The organism is Bacillus sp. FSL R9-9834, from assembly GCF_038006905.1.
GTDB lineage: Bacteria > Bacillota > Bacilli > Bacillales > Bacillaceae_G > Bacillus_A > Bacillus_A pacificus.
The window spans coordinates 747,501-765,739 of record NZ_JBBOWD010000001.1; the positions used below are offsets into that span (position 1 = coordinate 747,501).

Annotated in this window: 15 protein-coding genes, 20 tRNA genes, 2 rRNA genes and 3 riboswitches (1 of these 40 only partly in view); of the genes, 34 read left to right on the plus strand and 3 right to left on the minus strand. The window is 39.7% G+C overall.

What is annotated here, in order from left to right; translation table 11 throughout:
• The 22 genes from MKY00_RS03750 to MKY00_RS03855 all read left to right on the plus strand — a co-directional run.
• Nucleotides 1–2,384: ribosomal RNA gene (locus tag MKY00_RS03750) — 23S ribosomal RNA — on the plus strand; it begins 538 nt to the left of the window's first position.
• 102 nt (nucleotides 2,385–2,486) lie between these two features.
• A 5S ribosomal RNA gene (gene rrf, locus MKY00_RS03755) occupies nucleotides 2,487–2,602 on the plus strand.
• 5 nt (nucleotides 2,603–2,607) lie between these two features.
• Nucleotides 2,608–2,683: transfer RNA gene (locus MKY00_RS03760), tRNA-Val, on the plus strand.
• A gap of 8 nt (nucleotides 2,684–2,691) precedes the next feature.
• Nucleotides 2,692–2,775, plus strand: a tRNA-Tyr gene (locus MKY00_RS03765).
• A gap of 11 nt (nucleotides 2,776–2,786) precedes the next feature.
• Nucleotides 2,787–2,861, plus strand: a tRNA-Gln gene (locus MKY00_RS03770).
• Nucleotides 2,862–2,865: 4 nt separating this feature from the next.
• Nucleotides 2,866–2,941: transfer RNA gene (locus MKY00_RS03775), tRNA-Lys, on the plus strand.
• Nucleotides 2,942–2,955: 14 nt separating this feature from the next.
• Nucleotides 2,956–3,036 (plus strand) — tRNA-Leu (locus MKY00_RS03780).
• A 29-nt stretch (nucleotides 3,037–3,065) separates the two neighbouring features.
• Nucleotides 3,066–3,140 (plus strand) — tRNA-Gly (locus MKY00_RS03785).
• A gap of 16 nt (nucleotides 3,141–3,156) precedes the next feature.
• Nucleotides 3,157–3,245: transfer RNA gene (locus MKY00_RS03790), tRNA-Leu, on the plus strand.
• Nucleotides 3,246–3,248: 3 nt separating this feature from the next.
• Nucleotides 3,249–3,322 (plus strand) — tRNA-Arg (locus tag MKY00_RS03795).
• Between the two features lie 10 nt (nucleotides 3,323–3,332).
• A tRNA-Pro gene (locus tag MKY00_RS03800) sits at nucleotides 3,333–3,406 on the plus strand.
• A gap of 15 nt (nucleotides 3,407–3,421) precedes the next feature.
• Nucleotides 3,422–3,494, plus strand: a tRNA-Ala gene (locus MKY00_RS03805).
• Between the two features lie 20 nt (nucleotides 3,495–3,514).
• Nucleotides 3,515–3,607 (plus strand) — tRNA-Ser (locus MKY00_RS03810).
• 51 nt (nucleotides 3,608–3,658) lie between these two features.
• Nucleotides 3,659–3,751, plus strand: a tRNA-Ser gene (locus MKY00_RS03815).
• 27 nt (nucleotides 3,752–3,778) lie between these two features.
• Nucleotides 3,779–3,855: transfer RNA gene (locus MKY00_RS03820), tRNA-Met, on the plus strand.
• A gap of 3 nt (nucleotides 3,856–3,858) precedes the next feature.
• Nucleotides 3,859–3,934: transfer RNA gene (locus tag MKY00_RS03825), tRNA-Asp, on the plus strand.
• 9 nt (nucleotides 3,935–3,943) lie between these two features.
• Nucleotides 3,944–4,019 (plus strand) — tRNA-Phe (locus MKY00_RS03830).
• A gap of 9 nt (nucleotides 4,020–4,028) precedes the next feature.
• A tRNA-Thr gene (locus MKY00_RS03835) sits at nucleotides 4,029–4,101 on the plus strand.
• Between the two features lie 6 nt (nucleotides 4,102–4,107).
• Nucleotides 4,108–4,178 (plus strand) — tRNA-Trp (locus tag MKY00_RS03840).
• 10 nt (nucleotides 4,179–4,188) lie between these two features.
• Nucleotides 4,189–4,265: transfer RNA gene (locus tag MKY00_RS03845), tRNA-Ile, on the plus strand.
• A gap of 8 nt (nucleotides 4,266–4,273) precedes the next feature.
• Nucleotides 4,274–4,348: transfer RNA gene (locus tag MKY00_RS03850), tRNA-Asn, on the plus strand.
• 1 nt (nucleotide 4,349) lies between these two features.
• Nucleotides 4,350–4,421, plus strand: a tRNA-Glu gene (locus tag MKY00_RS03855).
• Nucleotides 4,422–4,479: 58 nt separating this feature from the next.
• Here MKY00_RS03855 and MKY00_RS03860 read toward each other — a convergent pair.
• A protein-coding gene (locus tag MKY00_RS03860) for an IS3 family transposase (RefSeq protein WP_372470674.1) occupies nucleotides 4,480–5,813 on the minus strand; the annotation gives its coding sequence in 2 pieces (ribosomal slippage) (nucleotides 4,480–5,429 and nucleotides 5,429–5,813; 1,335 coding nt in all).
• Nucleotides 5,814–6,024: 211 nt separating this feature from the next.
• Between MKY00_RS03860 and MKY00_RS03865 the strand changes: the two genes are divergently transcribed.
• Nucleotides 6,025–6,444: a CBS domain-containing protein gene (locus MKY00_RS03865; RefSeq protein WP_016716489.1), complete on the plus strand. Its 420-nt coding sequence runs from the start codon at nucleotides 6,025–6,027 to the stop codon at nucleotides 6,442–6,444.
• A 294-nt stretch (nucleotides 6,445–6,738) separates the two neighbouring features.
• Nucleotides 6,739–7,890 (plus strand): DUF3965 domain-containing protein, encoded by a 1,152-nt coding sequence (locus MKY00_RS03870; RefSeq protein ID WP_000648924.1) that lies wholly within the window; start codon nucleotides 6,739–6,741, stop codon nucleotides 7,888–7,890.
• Between the two features lie 224 nt (nucleotides 7,891–8,114).
• On the opposite strand, the gene MKY00_RS03875 is transcribed toward MKY00_RS03870, so the two are convergent.
• Nucleotides 8,115–8,453: a hypothetical protein gene (locus MKY00_RS03875; protein WP_001137811.1), complete on the minus strand. Its 339-nt coding sequence runs from the start codon at nucleotides 8,451–8,453 to the stop codon at nucleotides 8,115–8,117.
• Nucleotides 8,454–8,458: 5 nt separating this feature from the next.
• Nucleotides 8,459–9,613 carry an SH3 domain-containing protein gene (locus MKY00_RS03880; RefSeq protein WP_016716490.1) on the minus strand — a complete coding sequence of 385 codons (1,155 nt, stop codon included), beginning with the start codon at nucleotides 9,611–9,613 and terminating at the stop codon, nucleotides 8,459–8,461.
• A gap of 269 nt (nucleotides 9,614–9,882) precedes the next feature.
• Nucleotides 9,883–9,995, plus strand: a riboswitch (TPP riboswitch).
• Nucleotides 9,996–10,055: 60 nt separating this feature from the next.
• Nucleotides 10,056–10,158: riboswitch (TPP riboswitch) on the plus strand.
• Between the two features lie 82 nt (nucleotides 10,159–10,240).
• Here MKY00_RS03880 and tenA point away from each other — a divergent pair.
• Genes tenA through thiD form a run of 10 tightly spaced genes read left to right on the plus strand, consistent with a single transcriptional unit; the run spans nucleotide 10,241 to nucleotide 17,969 of the window.
• On the plus strand, nucleotides 10,241–10,936 hold the full coding sequence (gene tenA / locus MKY00_RS03885) for a thiaminase II (RefSeq protein ID WP_016716491.1): 696 nt from the start codon (nucleotides 10,241–10,243) through the stop codon (nucleotides 10,934–10,936).
• Nucleotides 10,905–11,654: an ABC transporter ATP-binding protein gene (locus MKY00_RS03890; RefSeq protein ID WP_001256806.1), complete on the plus strand. Its 750-nt coding sequence runs from the start codon at nucleotides 10,905–10,907 to the stop codon at nucleotides 11,652–11,654. The genes tenA and MKY00_RS03890 overlap by 32 nt, the downstream gene beginning before the upstream one ends.
• Complete coding sequence (locus MKY00_RS03895; RefSeq protein WP_011040017.1) at nucleotides 11,654–12,406, plus strand: ABC transporter permease; 753 nt, start codon at nucleotides 11,654–11,656, stop codon at nucleotides 12,404–12,406. The genes MKY00_RS03890 and MKY00_RS03895 overlap by 1 nt, the downstream gene beginning before the upstream one ends.
• The gene (locus tag MKY00_RS03900) at nucleotides 12,403–13,404 is read left to right on the plus strand and encodes an ABC transporter substrate-binding protein (protein WP_016716492.1); all 1,002 of its coding nucleotides are present in this window, start codon (nucleotides 12,403–12,405) and stop codon (nucleotides 13,402–13,404) included. Before MKY00_RS03895 ends, MKY00_RS03900 begins: the two co-directional genes overlap by 4 nt.
• A gap of 10 nt (nucleotides 13,405–13,414) precedes the next feature.
• Nucleotides 13,415–14,035, plus strand: coding sequence for a thiazole tautomerase TenI (gene tenI, locus MKY00_RS03905; protein WP_000787179.1), 621 nt, complete (start codon nucleotides 13,415–13,417; stop codon nucleotides 14,033–14,035).
• Nucleotides 14,028–15,137 (plus strand): glycine oxidase ThiO, encoded by a 1,110-nt coding sequence (thiO, locus tag MKY00_RS03910; RefSeq protein ID WP_016716494.1) that lies wholly within the window; start codon nucleotides 14,028–14,030, stop codon nucleotides 15,135–15,137. Before tenI ends, thiO begins: the two co-directional genes overlap by 8 nt.
• A 15-nt stretch (nucleotides 15,138–15,152) precedes the next feature.
• Nucleotides 15,153–15,356, plus strand: a complete 204-nt coding sequence (gene thiS, locus MKY00_RS03915; RefSeq protein ID WP_001049505.1) for a sulfur carrier protein ThiS — start codon at nucleotides 15,153–15,155, stop codon at nucleotides 15,354–15,356.
• Between the two features lie 2 nt (nucleotides 15,357–15,358).
• On the plus strand, nucleotides 15,359–16,129 hold the full coding sequence (gene thiG, locus MKY00_RS03920) for a thiazole synthase (protein WP_016716495.1): 771 nt from the start codon (nucleotides 15,359–15,361) through the stop codon (nucleotides 16,127–16,129).
• Nucleotides 16,122–17,141: a thiazole biosynthesis adenylyltransferase ThiF gene (gene thiF / locus MKY00_RS03925; protein WP_016716496.1), complete on the plus strand. Its 1,020-nt coding sequence runs from the start codon at nucleotides 16,122–16,124 to the stop codon at nucleotides 17,139–17,141. The genes thiG and thiF overlap by 8 nt, the downstream gene beginning before the upstream one ends.
• Nucleotides 17,142–17,147: 6 nt before the next feature.
• Complete coding sequence (thiD, locus tag MKY00_RS03930; RefSeq protein WP_016716497.1) at nucleotides 17,148–17,969, plus strand: bifunctional hydroxymethylpyrimidine kinase/phosphomethylpyrimidine kinase; 822 nt, start codon at nucleotides 17,148–17,150, stop codon at nucleotides 17,967–17,969.
• Nucleotides 17,970–18,054: 85 nt separating this feature from the next.
• Nucleotides 18,055–18,202, plus strand: a riboswitch (cyclic di-AMP (ydaO/yuaA leader).
• Nucleotides 18,203–18,239 lie beyond the last annotated feature (37 nt).

Below are 18,239 nucleotides of genomic sequence, written 5' to 3' on the forward strand. Positions count from 1 at the left end.
GGGGAGTGAAAGAGATCCTGAAACCGTGTGCCTACAAATAGTCAGAGCCCGTTAACGGGTGATGGCGTGCCTTTTGTAGAATGAACCGGCGAGTTACGATCCCGTGCGAGGTTAAGCTGAAGAGGCGGAGCCGCAGCGAAAGCGAGTCTGAATAGGGCGTTTAGTACGTGGTCGTAGACCCGAAACCAGGTGATCTACCCATGTCCAGGGTGAAGTTCAGGTAACACTGAATGGAGGCCCGAACCCACGCACGTTGAAAAGTGCGGGGATGAGGTGTGGGTAGCGGAGAAATTCCAATCGAACCTGGAGATAGCTGGTTCTCCCCGAAATAGCTTTAGGGCTAGCCTTAAGTGTAAGAGTCTTGGAGGTAGAGCACTGATTGGACTAGGGGTCCTCATCGGATTACCGAATTCAGTCAAACTCCGAATGCCAATGACTTATCCTTAGGAGTCAGACTGCGAGTGATAAGATCCGTAGTCAAAAGGGAAACAGCCCAGACCGCCAGCTAAGGTCCCAAAGTGTGTATTAAGTGGAAAAGGATGTGGAGTTGCTTAGACAACTAGGATGTTGGCTTAGAAGCAGCCACCATTTAAAGAGTGCGTAATAGCTCACTAGTCGAGTGACTCTGCGCCGAAAATGTACCGGGGCTAAATACACCACCGAAGCTGCGGATTGATACCAATGGTATCAGTGGTAGGGGAGCGTTCTAAGGACAGTGAAGTCAGACCGGAAGGACTGGTGGAGTGCTTAGAAGTGAGAATGCCGGTATGAGTAGCGAAAGACGGGTGAGAATCCCGTCCACCGAATGCCTAAGGTTTCCTGAGGAAGGCTCGTCCGCTCAGGGTTAGTCAGGACCTAAGCCGAGGCCGACAGGCGTAGGCGATGGACAACAGGTTGATATTCCTGTACCACCTCTTTATCGTTTGAGCAATGGAGGGACGCAGAAGGATAGAAGAAGCGTGCGATTGGTTGTGCACGTCCAAGCAGTTAGGCTGATAAGTAGGCAAATCCGCTTATCGTGAAGGCTGAGCTGTGATGGGGAAGCTCCTTATGGAGCGAAGTCTTTGATTCCCCGCTGCCAAGAAAAGCTTCTAGCGAGATAAAAGGTGCCTGTACCGCAAACCGACACAGGTAGGCGAGGAGAGAATCCTAAGGTGTGCGAGAGAACTCTGGTTAAGGAACTCGGCAAAATGACCCCGTAACTTCGGGAGAAGGGGTGCTTTCTTAACGGAAAGCCGCAGTGAATAGGCCCAAGCGACTGTTTAGCAAAAACACAGCTCTCTGCGAAGCCGTAAGGCGAAGTATAGGGGGTGACACCTGCCCGGTGCTGGAAGGTTAAGGAGAGGGGTTAGCGTAAGCGAAGCTCTGAACTGAAGCCCCAGTAAACGGCGGCCGTAACTATAACGGTCCTAAGGTAGCGAAATTCCTTGTCGGGTAAGTTCCGACCCGCACGAAAGGTGTAACGATTTGGGCACTGTCTCAACCAGAGACTCGGTGAAATTATAGTACCTGTGAAGATGCAGGTTACCCGCGACAGGACGGAAAGACCCCGTGGAGCTTTACTGTAGCCTGATATTGAATTTTGGTACAGTTTGTACAGGATAGGCGGGAGCCTTTGAAACCGGAGCGCTAGCTTCGGTGGAGGCGCTGGTGGGATACCGCCCTGACTGTATTGAAATTCTAACCTACGGGTCTTATCGACCCGGGAGACAGTGTCAGGTGGGCAGTTTGACTGGGGCGGTCGCCTCCTAAAGTGTAACGGAGGCGCCCAAAGGTTCCCTCAGAATGGTTGGAAATCATTCGTAGAGTGCAAAGGCATAAGGGAGCTTGACTGCGAGACCTACAAGTCGAGCAGGGACGAAAGTCGGGCTTAGTGATCCGGTGGTTCCGCATGGAAGGGCCATCGCTCAACGGATAAAAGCTACCCCGGGGATAACAGGCTTATCTCCCCCAAGAGTCCACATCGACGGGGAGGTTTGGCACCTCGATGTCGGCTCATCGCATCCTGGGGCTGTAGTCGGTCCCAAGGGTTGGGCTGTTCGCCCATTAAAGCGGTACGCGAGCTGGGTTCAGAACGTCGTGAGACAGTTCGGTCCCTATCCGTCGTGGGCGTAGGAAATTTGAGAGGAGCTGTCCTTAGTACGAGAGGACCGGGATGGACGCACCGCTGGTGTACCAGTTGTTCTGCCAAGGGCATAGCTGGGTAGCTATGTGCGGAAGGGATAAGTGCTGAAAGCATCTAAGCATGAAGCCCCCCTCAAGATGAGATTTCCCATAGCGTAAGCTAGTAAGATCCCTGAAAGATGATCAGGTTGATAGGTTCGAGGTGGAAGCATGGTGACATGTGGAGCTGACGAATACTAATAGATCGAGGACTTAACCATATAATATGAAGCAATGTTATCTAGTTTTGAGAGAACATAAAAAAACTTGTTGACTTTAAAAGTTAAATGAGTTACAATGATTCTTGTCTTAAATGAATACAGTCTGGTAATGATGGCAGAGAGGTCACACCCGTTCCCATACCGAACACGGAAGTTAAGCTCTCTAGCGCCGATGGTAGTTGGGACCTTGTCCCTGTGAGAGTAGGACGTTGCCAGGCAAAATGGAGGATTAGCTCAGCTGGGAGAGCACCTGCCTTACAAGCAGGGGGTCGGCGGTTCGATCCCGTCATCCTCCACCATATATGTCGGAGGGGTAGCGAAGTGGCTAAACGCGGCGGACTGTAAATCCGCTCCTTCGGGTTCGGCAGTTCGAATCTGCCCCCCTCCACCATTCTTAATTAATGGGCTATAGCCAAGCGGTAAGGCAACGGACTTTGACTCCGTCATGCGCTGGTTCGAATCCAGCTAGCCCAGCCATTAAGAGCCATTAGCTCAGTTGGTAGAGCATCTGACTTTTAATCAGAGGGTCGAAGGTTCGAGTCCTTCATGGCTCACCATTTTAACAAAATATGCGGGTGTGGCGGAATTGGCAGACGCACTAGACTTAGGATCTAGCGCCTTTGGCGTGGGGGTTCGACTCCCTTCACCCGCACTTTTAATAAAATAAATCATACATGTCTTGCGGAAGTAGTTCAGTGGTAGAATACAACCTTGCCAAGGTTGGGGTCGCGGGTTCGAATCCCGTCTTCCGCTCCAATTTTCAATATGACATGCCGGGGTGGCGGAACAGGCAGACGCACAGGACTTAAAATCCTGCGGTGGGTGACCACCGTGCGGGTTCGACCCCCGCCCTCGGCACCATATGCGCCCGTAGCTCAATTGGATAGAGCGTTTGACTACGGATCAAGAGGTTAGGGGTTCGACTCCTCTCGGGCGCGCTTTTAATAACGGGAAGTGGCTCAGCTTGGTAGAGCACCTGGTTTGGGACCAGGGGGTCGCAGGTTCAAATCCTGTCTTCCCGATATTCCCAAAAACATGGGGCCTTAGCTCAGCTGGGAGAGCGCCTGCCTTGCACGCAGGAGGTCAGCGGTTCGATCCCGCTAGGCTCCACTTTATTTATTATATGTCTCGGAGGTATACCCAAGTTCGGCTGAAGGGATCGGTCTTGAAAACCGACAGGCGGTGAGAATCGCGCGGGGGTTCGAATCCCTCTACCTCCTCCATTTTCTTTTAAAATGGTTTAGACATAAATAATAAAATATTTTTTCCTTCATGGAGGTATACCCAAGTTCGGCTGAAGGGATCGGTCTTGAAAACCGACAGGCGGCGAGAGTCGCGCGGGGGTTCGAATCCCTCTACCTCCTCCATTTTTTCTAAAGTAAATATTTTATCATCGCGGGGTGGAGCAGCACGGTAGCTCGTCGGGCTCATAACCCGAAGGTCGCAGGTTCAAATCCTGTCCCCGCAACCAAATGGTCCCGTGGTGTAGTGGTTAACATGCCTGCCTGTCACGCAGGAGATCGCCGGTTCGACCCCGGTCGGGACCGCCATTTATGTTTGGCTCGGTAGCTCAGTCGGTAGAGCAGAGGACTGAAAATCCTCGTGTCGGCGGTTCGATTCCGTCCCGAGCCACCATTTTTTTATGCCGACTTAGCTCAATTGGTAGAGCAACTGACTTGTAATCAGTAGGTTGGGGGTTCAAGTCCTCTAGTCGGCATCCTTTAGGGGCATAGTTTAAAGGTAGAACTGAGGTCTCCAAAACCTCCAGTGTGGGTTCGATTCCTACTGCCCCTGTAAAGTATATGGGCCTATAGCTCAGCTGGTTAGAGCGCACGCCTGATAAGCGTGAGGTCGATGGTTCGAGTCCATTTAGGCCCACCATATATTATTCCGCAGTAGCTCAGTGGTAGAGCTATCGGCTGTTAACCGATCGGTCGTAGGTTCGAGTCCTACCTGCGGAGCCATGGCCCGTTGGTCAAGTGGTTAAGACACCGCCCTTTCACGGCGGTAACACGGGTTCGAATCCCGTACGGGTCATAAAAAAAAGAGTCAGCAATATAATCCGTACCCTTTGTAAAGGACATTTTAAAAAAAGTTAGGCGGCATCAAGAAGATGATTTCTGTATTCAACAGGGGTCATCTTCTTTAAATTCCACTGATAGCGGTGTTGATTATAGTATTTCATATAGTCTTTAATTTCTTGTTTTAACTGAGTGAAAGATGTACAAGTTTTTATGTGTGCTTCATCTTTAAAGTGCCCAAAAAAGGATTCTTGAGGGGCATTATCCCAACAGTTTCCTCGTCTTGACATGGATTGTCCTAGCTTTAATTTTTTGACCAACTTTTGATAGGTAGGGCTTGTGTAATGAGCTCCTTGATCTGAATGAATATATGCATCTGGTGTTAATTCCACTTTCTTATTCCTCTTTAGTTTACGAAGAGTTGTCGTTGCGATATCTAGAGTAAGCCGTTCTGAAACATGATAAGCCAAAACTTCATTCGTAGACCCGTCTAGAATGGTAGATAAGTATCCTTTCTGATTTTTGCCATAAAACAGGTATGTGATATCTGTAAGAAGTACCTTTCCAGGTATACCTTGCCTGAATTCTCGTTTTAATTGATTAGGTACTACAAAGTGTTCTTTCGTCGCTTTCAACATTCTTTTATAGGGATTCGCTTTCCGAATGGGACAGACAATTCCATATTTTTTCATGATTCTTCGGATGCGTTTTAAATTGTAAACAACTTGAAATTGACCCGCCAATGTCATTTTAATTTGACGAGCCCCTTTCTTTCGGTTTTTAAATTGAAATGCCTTTACTATGAGCTCTTTCGCCATTTCATCTTGATGCATTCTTTTCTCTCGCTGACTTTGAGCAGTAGCGGAAAAATAATGATAGTATCCAGAGCGCGAAACACCAGCGATCTCACACAAATATCTCACCATATTTTTCAGGTTATACCTTTCAATAATAGTACGAATTAAGATGTATTTCTGACTGGGTTGTAACCTTATTTCTTTCCCATCCTCCCTTCCATAAGCTTGATCTTTTTTAATAATTCATTTTCAGCTTTTAATAAGTTTCGTTCCGCTTCTAAACGTGCATATTTCTCTTCTAATGTAAGTTCTTTCTCTGACTTTCTTCCGGAGTTATCCTTACGTGTATCTCTTAAACCAAATACCCCCCTTTCCTTATAGGAAGTACGCCATCGATTTCCTGATGATACAACACGTTGTAGACCGATGACATCTATATCAAATCCACATTCTTCAAAAATAATACGAGGTGGTTTTCCTTTTTCATTTTCTTCAATAAAAATACGTTTGAATTCATCTGTATAAGTAATCCCTTTCTGACTGACTGATTTTACGTATCGATTCTTTGATAGTGCTTGAACTTCTTTTTCTGTGAACAGTTTTTTCGTCATTTTGAAATTTCTCCGATTCTCATTTTTCTCTCATTATACAAGAAAGACCCTATAGAATAGACTTTTTTTTAAGTGTCTATTCTATAGGGTACATTTTAATATGCTGACTCTTTTTTATTGTGCGTTCATTCTCCTTTATCAACTGATTTTCCTGAAATAAATAAAGGGATTTAGGAAAAGCTATGGTATGTATAAAAAGGAGGAGATACAAATGACACGAGTGAGAGACTTGATGAGCACTCATATTGTACAGTGTACACCGTTAGACAATGTATATGAAGCTGCTGTAAAGATGAAAGAAGAATCGATTGGATTGATTCCGGTTGTTGAAAATGAACAAGTTGTTGGTCTTGTTACGGACCGGGATTTAGTTGTTCGAGGGATTGCTGAAAAACATCCTGGATCTAATAAAATTACAAATGTAATGACAACAAACATTGTTTCAGTTTCTCCAGATGATCCTATTGAAAAGGCTACAGAGTTAATGGCGCAGTATCAAATTAGACGATTGCCAGTAGTTGAGAGTGGTCAACTCGTTGGGATGTTAGCACTAGGAGATTTAGCTATAAAAGAATCGGCAGATGAGCAAGCGGGATTTGCTTTAAGTGAAATATCAGAGCATACGGAATGAAGTGAGACTTTAATTAGTGTAATACGTTACGTATAAAAATCAGATACATTATTCTAGTATATAGGGTTAAGCTAATATGTTAGCATGATGTATCTGAGCCATTATATAATAAGTATACAGTTAGTAATTTCGACAGTTTATTTAAATTTGTCATTCCTAATTATAAATAAGAGAAAAAATGATATACTGATAGATATAAGTATTATGATTGATTTCGAATATAACAATATTTATTGTTGATGATGTGATAATGGATTAATATTTCCTATGTAGATAAAAGGGAAGGGGAATTATATGAAGGCTGTACAGCGCGATCCAAATTGGAATTTGGTTACAGATACATATATAGAACCAAATAATTTCGCTGAATTATTTTCTTTGCTTGTACCTTGTCATCCAAAAGGTGAAGGGAAAGAACGAACTATATTAGTGTGGAAAGAAAAAGAATTTTATAAAGAAGAAAATTTAGCGGCATTTATCGTATATGGAATGAATAAAGCAAAAAATTTACCGCAATTTCATAAAGACGAAATTCCAACTTTAGTACGTATTCTTCGCTTATGCCAAGAAATTGGTTGGTATGAAGAAGCGAATACTTTTATGGTAACTCAAGGGCTAGCTGAGTTTGTTCATACTTCATTGGAATATGAAACGTGGGACCTTTTGACGCAGGCGGTTGCTTTAAACTATTTAATAATTAAATATCGTATTGGTGAATTAACTGATGGAGATGTAGAAATTTGGGATAGAGTTAAATTTAATGAGAAATGTATAACAGACTGTAAACATTTATTATCCCATAAAGAAGTATTAGAATTTACATTTTTTTATATGTGTAAGAGAGCTAAGTCACTATCAAAAGAGCAATTAAATAGTGATATGATGAGTTTAGCGATGTATTGTAATACTTTTGTTTATGACTTATATACATATGATTTATTACGAAAGTATCGTAAGTGTACAGACTTTCTATCATATTATGGACCTAGTCAAGCGGTGTTAGCTTGCCAAAGGGCTGTACTTTCTCAAATTTCAGATCGATTAGACCCACTCAAGACTACTCATGTAGATGATTATTTATATGTAATGAAAGATATGATGGAGCATATGACGATAGGGATAATGGATCGATATGATCATTTTATTGGAAAGTTATTATCATATGTGCCATTTTTTGAAATGATCCAAGTTCCACAACATGCATATTATTGTGAAGAATTATTGTATATTTGTAAGGGAATTAAATATAAAGAAGAAATATTACGCAATTATATATTTATACAATTACATGACTGTTTACCATCTTTCTTTAAACTGTTTCTTAAAAATAAGCGTTATGCAACGATTCATGATATTCTGTTCTATTGGTGTGATGATGAACAAAGAATGAGCTTAGAGAAAAAATATAATCTTAGCTTTATTTATGAAAAATATGCTTGTGGATAAAGAGCACTTTCTATATAAATTAAAAAGGATCTCAATTGTGAGATCCTTTTGTTATTAGTAAAGCAAGGAGAATGTAATTAAGACGAGAAATAACATTCCATAAAGGAGAAATTGTGCCGTATAGCTTCCTTGTATACCAAAAAAAGTATTTGTTTTTTTGTATAAATTCAATATATATTTTATTGGATTATCTTTGAAAGATTGGTACACAGTGTCTCCTCTTTCTAAGCTTCTTGTTCGTGTTTTTTGTTATTAGGGACATGAATGTATCTAGCTATGAATAATAAAACAGCCATAAAAAATACGGGGAATACGGTAGATAAATAAAAACCATTACTAATAATATTTGTTATTAAAGCACTTAATAGAAAGATGGCATTATAAATATGGGCAATTTTTTGTTTTAGTTGAACTTGAAAAGCTTCCATCATAATTTCTAAAGCAACAAAAGCAATGATAATAGATAAAAATACAGTATTTGTATTATAAATTACTAAGCAACAGATTAAGCCTAAAAAGGCTAAGTATTCAATTAAGAGAGGTATATTGATATTGCGTGGCATACAATTTACCTAACTAAATATGGCAGTGGGTTTACTGCATTTGTTTTTTCAAAATTCCATTCTCCATTGTGTAATTCAAAATGAAGATGTTGCCCGTATGAATGACCTGTGTTTCCCATATGACCTACTAATTGTCCAGCTTGTACTTGATCGCCAGCTTGTACAGTGCGATCTTTCATGTGAGCATAGACAGTTGTATATAATTTCCCGTTTATTTGATGGGCGATGAACACAACATTGCCATAGCTAGCTGAATAATATGATTTCACGACTTTACCTGCAGCCGCCGCCTGGATAGAGACATTACCCTGAGCTGCGATATCTATACCATAATGCATTTGTTCCCAGCGCATATCAAAGGTTGAGCTAATTTTTCCTTGAGTAGGGAATTTGAAAACGGCTGGAATGGAAGTAGGTTGAGCCGTTTGAGCTTGTGATTGATTTTGCACTACATAATGCTTTGCCACATATCCGTATCCTGTGCCAAAACGAATTTTATACCAAGTTCCTACAGTTTCCACTACTTGTAATTGTGTACCATTTTGTAATGAACCAAGTAGTGCACTACTTGTACTAGCGTTGCTACGTACATTAAGTTTAGGTGTTGCAACTGTGTATTTCGCATTATTTTGAACTGTGATGCCTTTTACTAAAGGCTGTGAACCATTAGATACGAATGCCTTTTGTACGTAACCTGTTTTGCCATTATGTAAAATTTTATACCACTCGCCTTGTTCTTCTTGAATGGTAACGAATTTCCCATTTGGTAATACATCTAAAATTGAAGATTCTAAATTAGGTTCAGAACGAACGTTTAATGCATTGGCATTGACGATATATTGATTATTAGATTGAAGTTTGTTTTTTAGTAGAATAGAATCTTTTTGTACGTAACCTACTTTATTATTAACAGATACTTTATACCAGCCATTAGTTGTTTCAAGTATATTCACTTTCGTATTAAAGCGAATTGTATCAATTGATGAGCTATTTGCGTTATCTTTTGTATGTAAGGCTACTTGATCGACTTTGACATATCCAGTTTTCACATTAGATAATTGTTCAGCGTTGGCTGTTTGTACATTTGTTTCTCCCATAGAAGGAAGTAAAGAAGCAATTGCGACAGTAGTTGCTGTTAAAGCAGTAGCTTTCATATTCATATAATAGAGACCTCCTCTAGTTGTATAGTTGTAATTTTATTATAGTATAAAGATATAATATAGTGGGTGTATTCACATAAATGTAATATGAAATCAATATAAAAATAAATTTTTTGAGGATAATGATTCCTTTTTATCCAATTCATTAGGATAATAATTTCTAAGATAGAATATAAGTATTATATGGTTTTGTTATTTTGTTGACAATTGAGAAAATTAAAACAGTTGATGATGTCTTATTACGATGTTATACTGACAGTGATAATTTTATAGTTTGCTAGGAGAGCTGGTGTTGCCAGCTGAGAGTAAGGCCTTAAGTCTTTGATCCTTTTTATTACCTGATCTAGATTATGCTAGCGTAGGGAAGCAATTCGGACACTAACAATGAGTCCCCGTTTCTTTGCGTATAGAAACGGGGCTTTTTTATTTGAAAATTTCATATTGAAACCACTAGGGGTGCTTGTTGTGCTGAGAGAGGAATAATCCTTAACCCTTACAGACCTGATCTAGGTAATACTAGCGAAGGGAAGTGGAGCAACGAATAAATTATAATTTTATTTGCTGTAACCACTTCTTATTTAGAAGTGGTTTTTTATTTAGATATATAAATTGAAAGGGGATAGAGAAATGAAATTTTGCGATAGATTATTAGAAACTGTACAACCAGTTTGGGAGATGAGTCATAATCATCCATTTGTTGTAGGTATGGGGGATGGTACGTTAGAAAAAGATAAGTTTCAGTATTATATTATTCAAGATTATTTATACTTGTTAGATTATGCAAAGTTATATGCGATCGGTGTTGTAAAGGCAACAAATCCACAAGTTATGGGGAAATTTGCTGAACAAATTGATGGGATATTAAATGGAGAAATGACCATTCATAAACAGTATGCAAAAAGACTTGGAATTTCTATAGAGGAGATAGAGTCTGCAAAGCCATCTGCTAAAAATTTAGCTTATACAAATTACATGATGTCTGTATCTCAAAATGGCGCACTTGCGGAATTAATAGCAGCACTTCTTCCATGTATGTGGAGCTACTGGGAGATTGGAAAGCGTTTAAATGATATTCCTGGAGCAAGAGATCATGAGTTCTTTGGTGAGTGGATTCAAGGCTATAGCTCTGAAGAATATGGCAACCTTTGTGTTTGGTTAATCGATTTATTAAATGAAATGGCAGTTGGAAAGTCTGAAAAAGAGCTAGATCGATTAGAGGAGATTTTCCTATATTCCAGTCGATTTGAATATTTATTCTGGGATATGTCCTACCGTAAGGAGATGTGGGGATTTGAGGAGCAAGAACATACTACAGTTTCATAATGTTTCTTTTCATTATGATGAGAAGCCAATCATTAATGAATTAAATGCTTCTATACAAGATAAAGAGTTTGTAAGCATTATCGGACCGAGTGGATGCGGGAAAAGTACTTTATTTCGCCTTATTACAGGTTTAGAAGAAGCAAGTACGGGACAGATAGAGCTGACAGAGACAAAGAGCCATCCTGTAGGATATATGCCCCAAAAAGATATGCTCTTGCCGTGGAGAACGATTATTGAGAATGCTGCCCTGCCGTTAGAGTGCCAAGGTGTACAGAAGAAAGAAGCACAAATAAAGGCGAAGGAACTATTGCATAAATTTGGCTTACAAGGGTATGAGACAAAATATCCGAAAGATTTATCTGGTGGTATGAGACAACGTGTATCCTTTATTCGAACTTTATTAACAGGTGGGGAGATATTGCTGTTAGATGAACCGTTTAGTGCGTTGGATGCTTTAACGAAGGCCTCTTTGCAAGAATGGTTGTTTGAACAATGGAAAGAGTGGGAAAAAACAATTTTATTTATCACTCATGATGTGGAAGAAGCATTGTTTCTTTCTAATCGAATTTTAGTAGTAGAGCAGCAACCGATAACTACTTTAACCGAGAGGATTGTACCGCTTGATCATAATCGGACAAGAAAAGATTTATATAAACCAGAAGTATTAGCGCTGAAAGATGAGCTTCTTAGTATGTTGCAAAGGCAGGTACTCGTATGATGAACCGGTTGAAGGAGCTATTACCTGCTCTTACACTTTCTAGTATTTTACTTGCTCTTTGGGAAGTAGGCGCAAGAATTGTAGATGAAATGTACATTTTACCGTCACCGTCTGCGATTGTAATGAAGATATGGAAACTAAAAGACATATTATTTACAGTTCATTTGCCAGCAACATTATATGTCGTTTTAATAGGGGTGGCTATTTCTATCGTACTTGGGGTAGGGCTAGCGATGTTAATGAATGCGAGTACATGGATGGAGAGAGCATTTTATCCATTATTAGTTGCCTCGCAAACGATTCCTATTACAGCGCTTGCTCCGCTATTTGTTTTATGGTTTGGATATACGATTTGGAGTAAGGTTGTTGTTACGGTTTTAATTACGTTTTTCCCAATTGCGGTTAATACGTATGATGGACTGCGCAGTACGAAAAAAGAATGGGAAGAGCTTTTAGTTACGTATGGGGCAACGAAAAAAGATGTTTTTCTTAAATTAAAATTGCCGTCTGCTCTTCCTTATTTTTTCTCAGCTTTAAAAATTGCAGTACCGCTTAGTGTAATTGGGGCGGCAATTGGTGAATGGCTCGGTGCACAAGCGGGGCTAGGATATTTCAGTAAGAGAATGATGACGCAGTTAGACGGGGCAGGTGTATTTGCACCCATTGTATTGTTATCATTATTAGCTATTCTCTTCGTCATACTTATTTCGTTAGTAGAAAAAAAATTCATTAGTTGGAGGAAGCATTCATGAAATTTTTAAAGCGCATCTTTGTGTTTACATTATTAGTTGCAATGATTGCTGGATGTTCGAGTAATTCAGCATCAGAAAAAAGTAAAAAAGAGAAAGAAATAACGGTCATGCTTGATTGGTACCCAAATGCGGTACATAGCTTTATTTATGCGGCAATTGAAAAAGGTTACTTTAAAGAAGAAGGAGTAAAGGTAAATATTAAATTCCCTTCTAATCCGACTGACCCATTAACGTTAGCAGCTGCAGGAAAAGTAACAGTGGGCTTATATTATCAGCCAGATGTTGTCATGGCAAAAGCAAATGAACAAATTCCAGTGAAATCAATTGGGGCTGTTGTACGTTCACCATTAAATCATGTTGTATCGCTGAAGTCTGTAGGCATTCAATCGCCAAAAGATTTAGAGGGTAAAACAGTTGGATATTCTGGAACACCTTTAAGTGAGATGTATTTAAAAACGATGGTAAAAGAAGCTGGTGGTAATCCAGATACAGTGAAAGTAGTCGATGTTGGTTTTGATTTAGTACCAGCATTAATTACAAAAAAAGTGGATGCGGTAACAGGGGCATACATTAACCATGAAGTACCTGTTATGCGTCATGAAGGTCATGAACCAGCATACTTTAATCCAGCAGATTACGGTGTACCGAATTATCATGAGCTCGTATTTGTAACAGGTGATAAAACGTTGAAAAAAGATAAAGAAGCGTTGCAAGCTTTCTTACGTGGTACGAAAAAAGGTTATGATTTCATGAAGAAAAATCCAGATGAAGCATTAAATATTTTATTAAATCATCAGGAAAAAGAAAACTTCCCACTTGTACCAGAAGTTGAAAAAGAAAGTATGAAAATTTTATTAGAGAAAATGGAAACGAAGGATGAACCATTTTTATCAGATTCAAAAGAGTCATGGGAGAAACAAAATAAATGGTTGAAAGATAAAGGAATGACGAAAGAAATCGTTCCGGCAGATGAGTTATTCGAAAACATTTTAAAGTAGGCGAATGAATATGAAAAATGAGCTTCATGTAATCTCAAATGGTCACATGTCATTCGAAGAGTTAGTGAATGTAGCGATGCAAATTGAAAGTGAAATTGATTATTTGCATATTCGTGAGCGTGAGAAAAGCACGAAGGAATTGTATGAAGGTGTGGAAAGTCTTTTGAAGAAAGGCTTTCCAGCATCAAAAATAGTGATAAATGATCGAATTGATATTGCTATTTTATTAAACATTCCGCGCGTGCAGCTAGGATATCGAAGCGCAGATGTAAGGTCAGTGAAAGAAAAGTTTTCTTATTTGCATGTCGGTTATTCTGTACATTCTTTAGAAGAGGCGATTGATGCATTTAAGAATGGCGCGGATTCACTCGTCTATGGTCATGTATTTCCGACAGATTGTAAAAAAGGTGTGCCAGCGAGAGGGCTTGAAGAAATTTCAGACATTGCAAAGTGTTTATCCATACCGATTACAGCAATTGGAGGAATCACTCCGGAAAACACTGGAGATGTTCTTACTAACGGCGTCAGTGGTATTGCTGTTATGTCTGGGATTATAAGTAGTAGTAACCCGTATAGCAAAGCGAAGTCTTATAAGGAATCAATAAGAAAGTGGGCGGAAAAACATGTGTAAGAAGTATGATGTAGCGATAATTGGCGGTGGTGTAATTGGTAGTTCAGTTGCACATTTTCTAGCAGAAAGAGGACATAAAGTAGCGATTGTAGAGAAGCAACAGATTGCATCTGAAGCCTCGAAAGCAGCCGCTGGTTTACTTGGGGTGCAGGCAGAATGGGATGAATATGACCCGCTATTTGAACTTGCTAGAGAAAGCCGTGCTATATTTCCACAACTTGCAGAAGTTTTACGTGAAAAAACAGGCATCGATATTGGGTATGAAGAGAAAGGCATTTATCGCATTGCTCAAAATGAAGAGGAGAAGGAAAGAATTCTTCACATTATGGATTGGCAGCAGAAAACCGGTGAAGATTCTTACTTTCTGGCGGGAGATCGTTTGCGAGAGAAAGAGCCGTATCTATCTGAGTCAATTATAGGGGCTGTATATTATCCAAAAGATGGTCATGTTATTGCACCAGAGCTTACGAAAGCATTCGCACATTCCGCATCATTTTCGGGCGCTGATATATATGAACAGACAGAAGTGTTTGATATTCGTATTGAAAATAATAAAGTGACTGGAATTGTGACAAGCGAAGGTATGATCACTTGCGAGAAAGTTGTTATTGCAGGTGGCTCATGGAGCACGAAGTTACTAGGTTATTTTCACCGCGAATGGGGTACATATCCGGTTAAAGGAGAAGTAGTAGCGGTAAGAAGTAGAAAACCACTTTTAAAGGCGCCTATTTTCCAAGAAAGATTTTACATTGCACCAAAGCGCGGCGGACGTTACGTAATTGGAGCAACGATGAAGCCTCGTACGTTCAATAAAACTGTGCAACCAGAAAGTATTACTTCTATATTAGAGCGCGCGTATACAATATTGCCTGCTTTAAAAGAAGCTGAATGGGAAAGTGCATGGGCAGGATTAAGACCACAGTCGAATCATGAAGCTCCTTATATGGGAGAGCATGAAGAAATAAAAGGTTTATATGCTTGCACAGGCCATTATCGAAACGGCATTTTATTAAGTCCTGTTTCTGGTCAATATATGGCTGATTTAATAGAGGGAAAGCAGGAGACTCACTTGCTAGATTCATTGCTTTCTAAAACAGTTTAGAAAGGGGATGGAAGTTTGAATTTAAAAATTAATGGTAATCAAATTGAAGTGCCAGAGAGTGTGAAAACAGTAGCTGAGCTACTTACACATTTAGAGTTAGATAACAGAATTGTTGTAGTAGAGCGTAATAAAGATATTTTACAAAAAGATGATCATACAGATACATCTGTTTTTGATGGAGACCAAATTGAGATTGTAACTTTCGTAGGAGGCGGTTGATTATGTTAAACATTGGACCATTTTCATTTCATTCTAGACTTTTATTAGGAACAGGAAAATTCCCTGATTTTGATGTGCAGCAAAAGGCAATTGATGTATCTGAGGCTGAAGTTTTAACGTTCGCAGTACGTCGTATGGATATATTTGATGCAAAGCAGCCTAATTTATTAGAGAAACTTGATGTGAAAAAATATACGTTATTACCGAATACAGCCGGAGCAAAAAATGCTGAAGAAGCTGTTCGTATTGCAAAATTATCAAAAGCTTCAGGGCTTTGCGACATGATAAAGGTAGAAGTTATTGGTGATGATAGAACGTTATTACCTGATCCGGTAGAGACGTTAAAGGCATCTGAAATGTTACTAGAAGAAGGATTTATCGTACTTCCGTACACATCTGATGATGTTGTATTAGCACGTAAATTACAAGAACTTGGCGTGCATGCGATTATGCCAGGAGCATCTCCAATTGGATCAGGACTTGGTATTGTAAATCCATTGAATTTGAGCTTCATTATTGAACAAGCGACAGTACCAGTTATCGTTGATGCTGGTATCGGTAGCCCGGCTGATGCGGCATTTGCGATGGAATTAGGAGCAGATGGCGTGTTATTAAACACAGCTGTATCAGGAGCAAAAGATCCTATTAAAATGGCACAAGCAATGAAATTAAGTATTGAGGCAGGCCGTTTAGGATTTGAAGCAGGTCGTATTGCACGTAAGCGTTGTGCAACGGCAAGTAGTCCTTTAGAAGGAATGAGCGTAGTTGAATAATCGATATTCTCGCCAAGAACTATTTTCTCCAATTGGAGAAGAAGGACAGCAAAAGATAAGGGAAAAGCATGTGCTTATTATCGGCGCAGGTGCATTAGGTAGTGCAAATGCAGAAATGTTTGTAAGAGCTGGTGTTGGTACAGTAACGATTGTTGATCGAGATTATGTCGATTGGAGTAATTTACAAAGGCAGCAATTGTATGCAGAGAGTGATGTGAAAAATAATCTTCCGAAAGCTGTAGCAGCGAAGAAGCGTCTAGAAGAGATTAATAGTGAAGTAAGAGTAGAAGCGCTCGTTCAAGATGTAACAGCTGAGGAATTAGAAGAGCTTGTTACAAACGTTAATGTAATGATTGATGCAACTGATAATTTCGAAACGCGTTTCATTGTGAATGATATAGCGCAAAAATATTCTATTCCATGGATTTACGGAGCATGTGTAGGGAGTTACGGCCTTTCTTACACAATTCTTCCTAGTAAAACGCCATGTTTATCTTGTTTATTACAATCGATTCCGCTTGGCGGGGCGACATGTGATACAGCGGGGATTATATCACCTGCTGTATCTCTCGTCGTTTCTCATCAAGTAACGGAAGCTCTTAAACTGTTAGTAGAAGATTACGAATCGCTTCGAGATGGACTTGTATCGTTTGATGTATGGAAGAATGAATATTCATGTATGAATGTGCAAAAGCTTCGTAAGCACAATTGTCCTTCGTGCGGAGAGAATGCCTTGTATCCGTATTTAAATAAAGATAATACATCGAAAACAGCAGTGTTATGCGGGAGAAATACAGTTCAAATTAGACCACCTCATAAAGAGGAAATAGATTTTGAACGATATAAAGAGCTGCTGAATGATCGTGTGCATGATTTAAATGTAAATCCATATTTATTATCATTTTCTGTGGAAGAAAAGAGATTAGTTGCTTTTAAAGATGGTCGTGTACTTGTACATGGAACGAAAGATATAAGCGAAGCAAAGACGATTTATCATCGCTATTTTGGATAGAAAAGGATGAGTGGGATGAAAGTAAATAAAGCTTTAACAATTGCAGGATCTGATAGTGGCGGCGGTGCCGGCATTCAAGCAGATTTAAAAACATTCCAAGAGCTTGGTGTGTATGGGATGACGGCTATTACGGCAATTACTGCTCAAAATACGCTTGGCGTTCAAGGGGTATATCCAGTTCCATTAGAAGGTATTACGGAACAGTTGAATTCAATTGGTACGGATTTAACACCAGATGCTGTGAAATTAGGAATGTTATTTAGCAGCGAAATTATTCAAATTGTAGCAGAACATATTAATAAATTTGGCTGGAATAATATTGTACTAGATCCTGTTATGATTGCTAAAGGCGGTGCATCATTATTACAACAAGAAGCAGTACAAGCATTAAAAGAATATTTATTACCAGTAGCAACAGTTGTAACGCCGAATGTTCCTGAGGCAGAAGTGTTAACTGGGTTGGAAATCCATAACGTTGAAGATAGTAAAGAGGCTGCAAAAGTACTGCATGAATTAGGTGCGAAATATGTACTTATGAAGGGCGGACATGCAGAATATCAAGGTAATGAAGTAATTGATTTACTTTTTGATGGAGAAAAGTTTATTGAATTTAGAAGTGAACGAATTCCTTCAAAGCAAACGCATGGAAGCGGTTGTACATTTGCTTCAGCGGTTACAGCAGGACTTGCGAAAGGATACTCAATTGAAGAGGCAGTTCAAGAAGCAAAACAATTTATTAGTATAGCAATTGAAGAGCCGCTGCATATTGGAAGTGGTCATGGACCGACGAATCATTTTGCGTATAAATTAAATAAATCACATGTATAAGTAGAAAAAAAGTCAGTTGTATAACTGACTTTTTTTCTGTTTACTTTTTCCAAATACAGGAGTAATATATCAGCCAGAATATATTTTTTGTAATACGCTGAGTCCAATTATATGGAGCGGAGGAACCAATTTGTGCAGTGTCACTAGGGGTGAATCTTTCAATTTTGAAAGTAGGGCTACTCTCAAAGTCCGAATCCGACAGCTAACTTCGTAAGCGTCTTGAGAGAGGACGGTGCCATGATGGATACATCACTTCATCGATCTGATTAG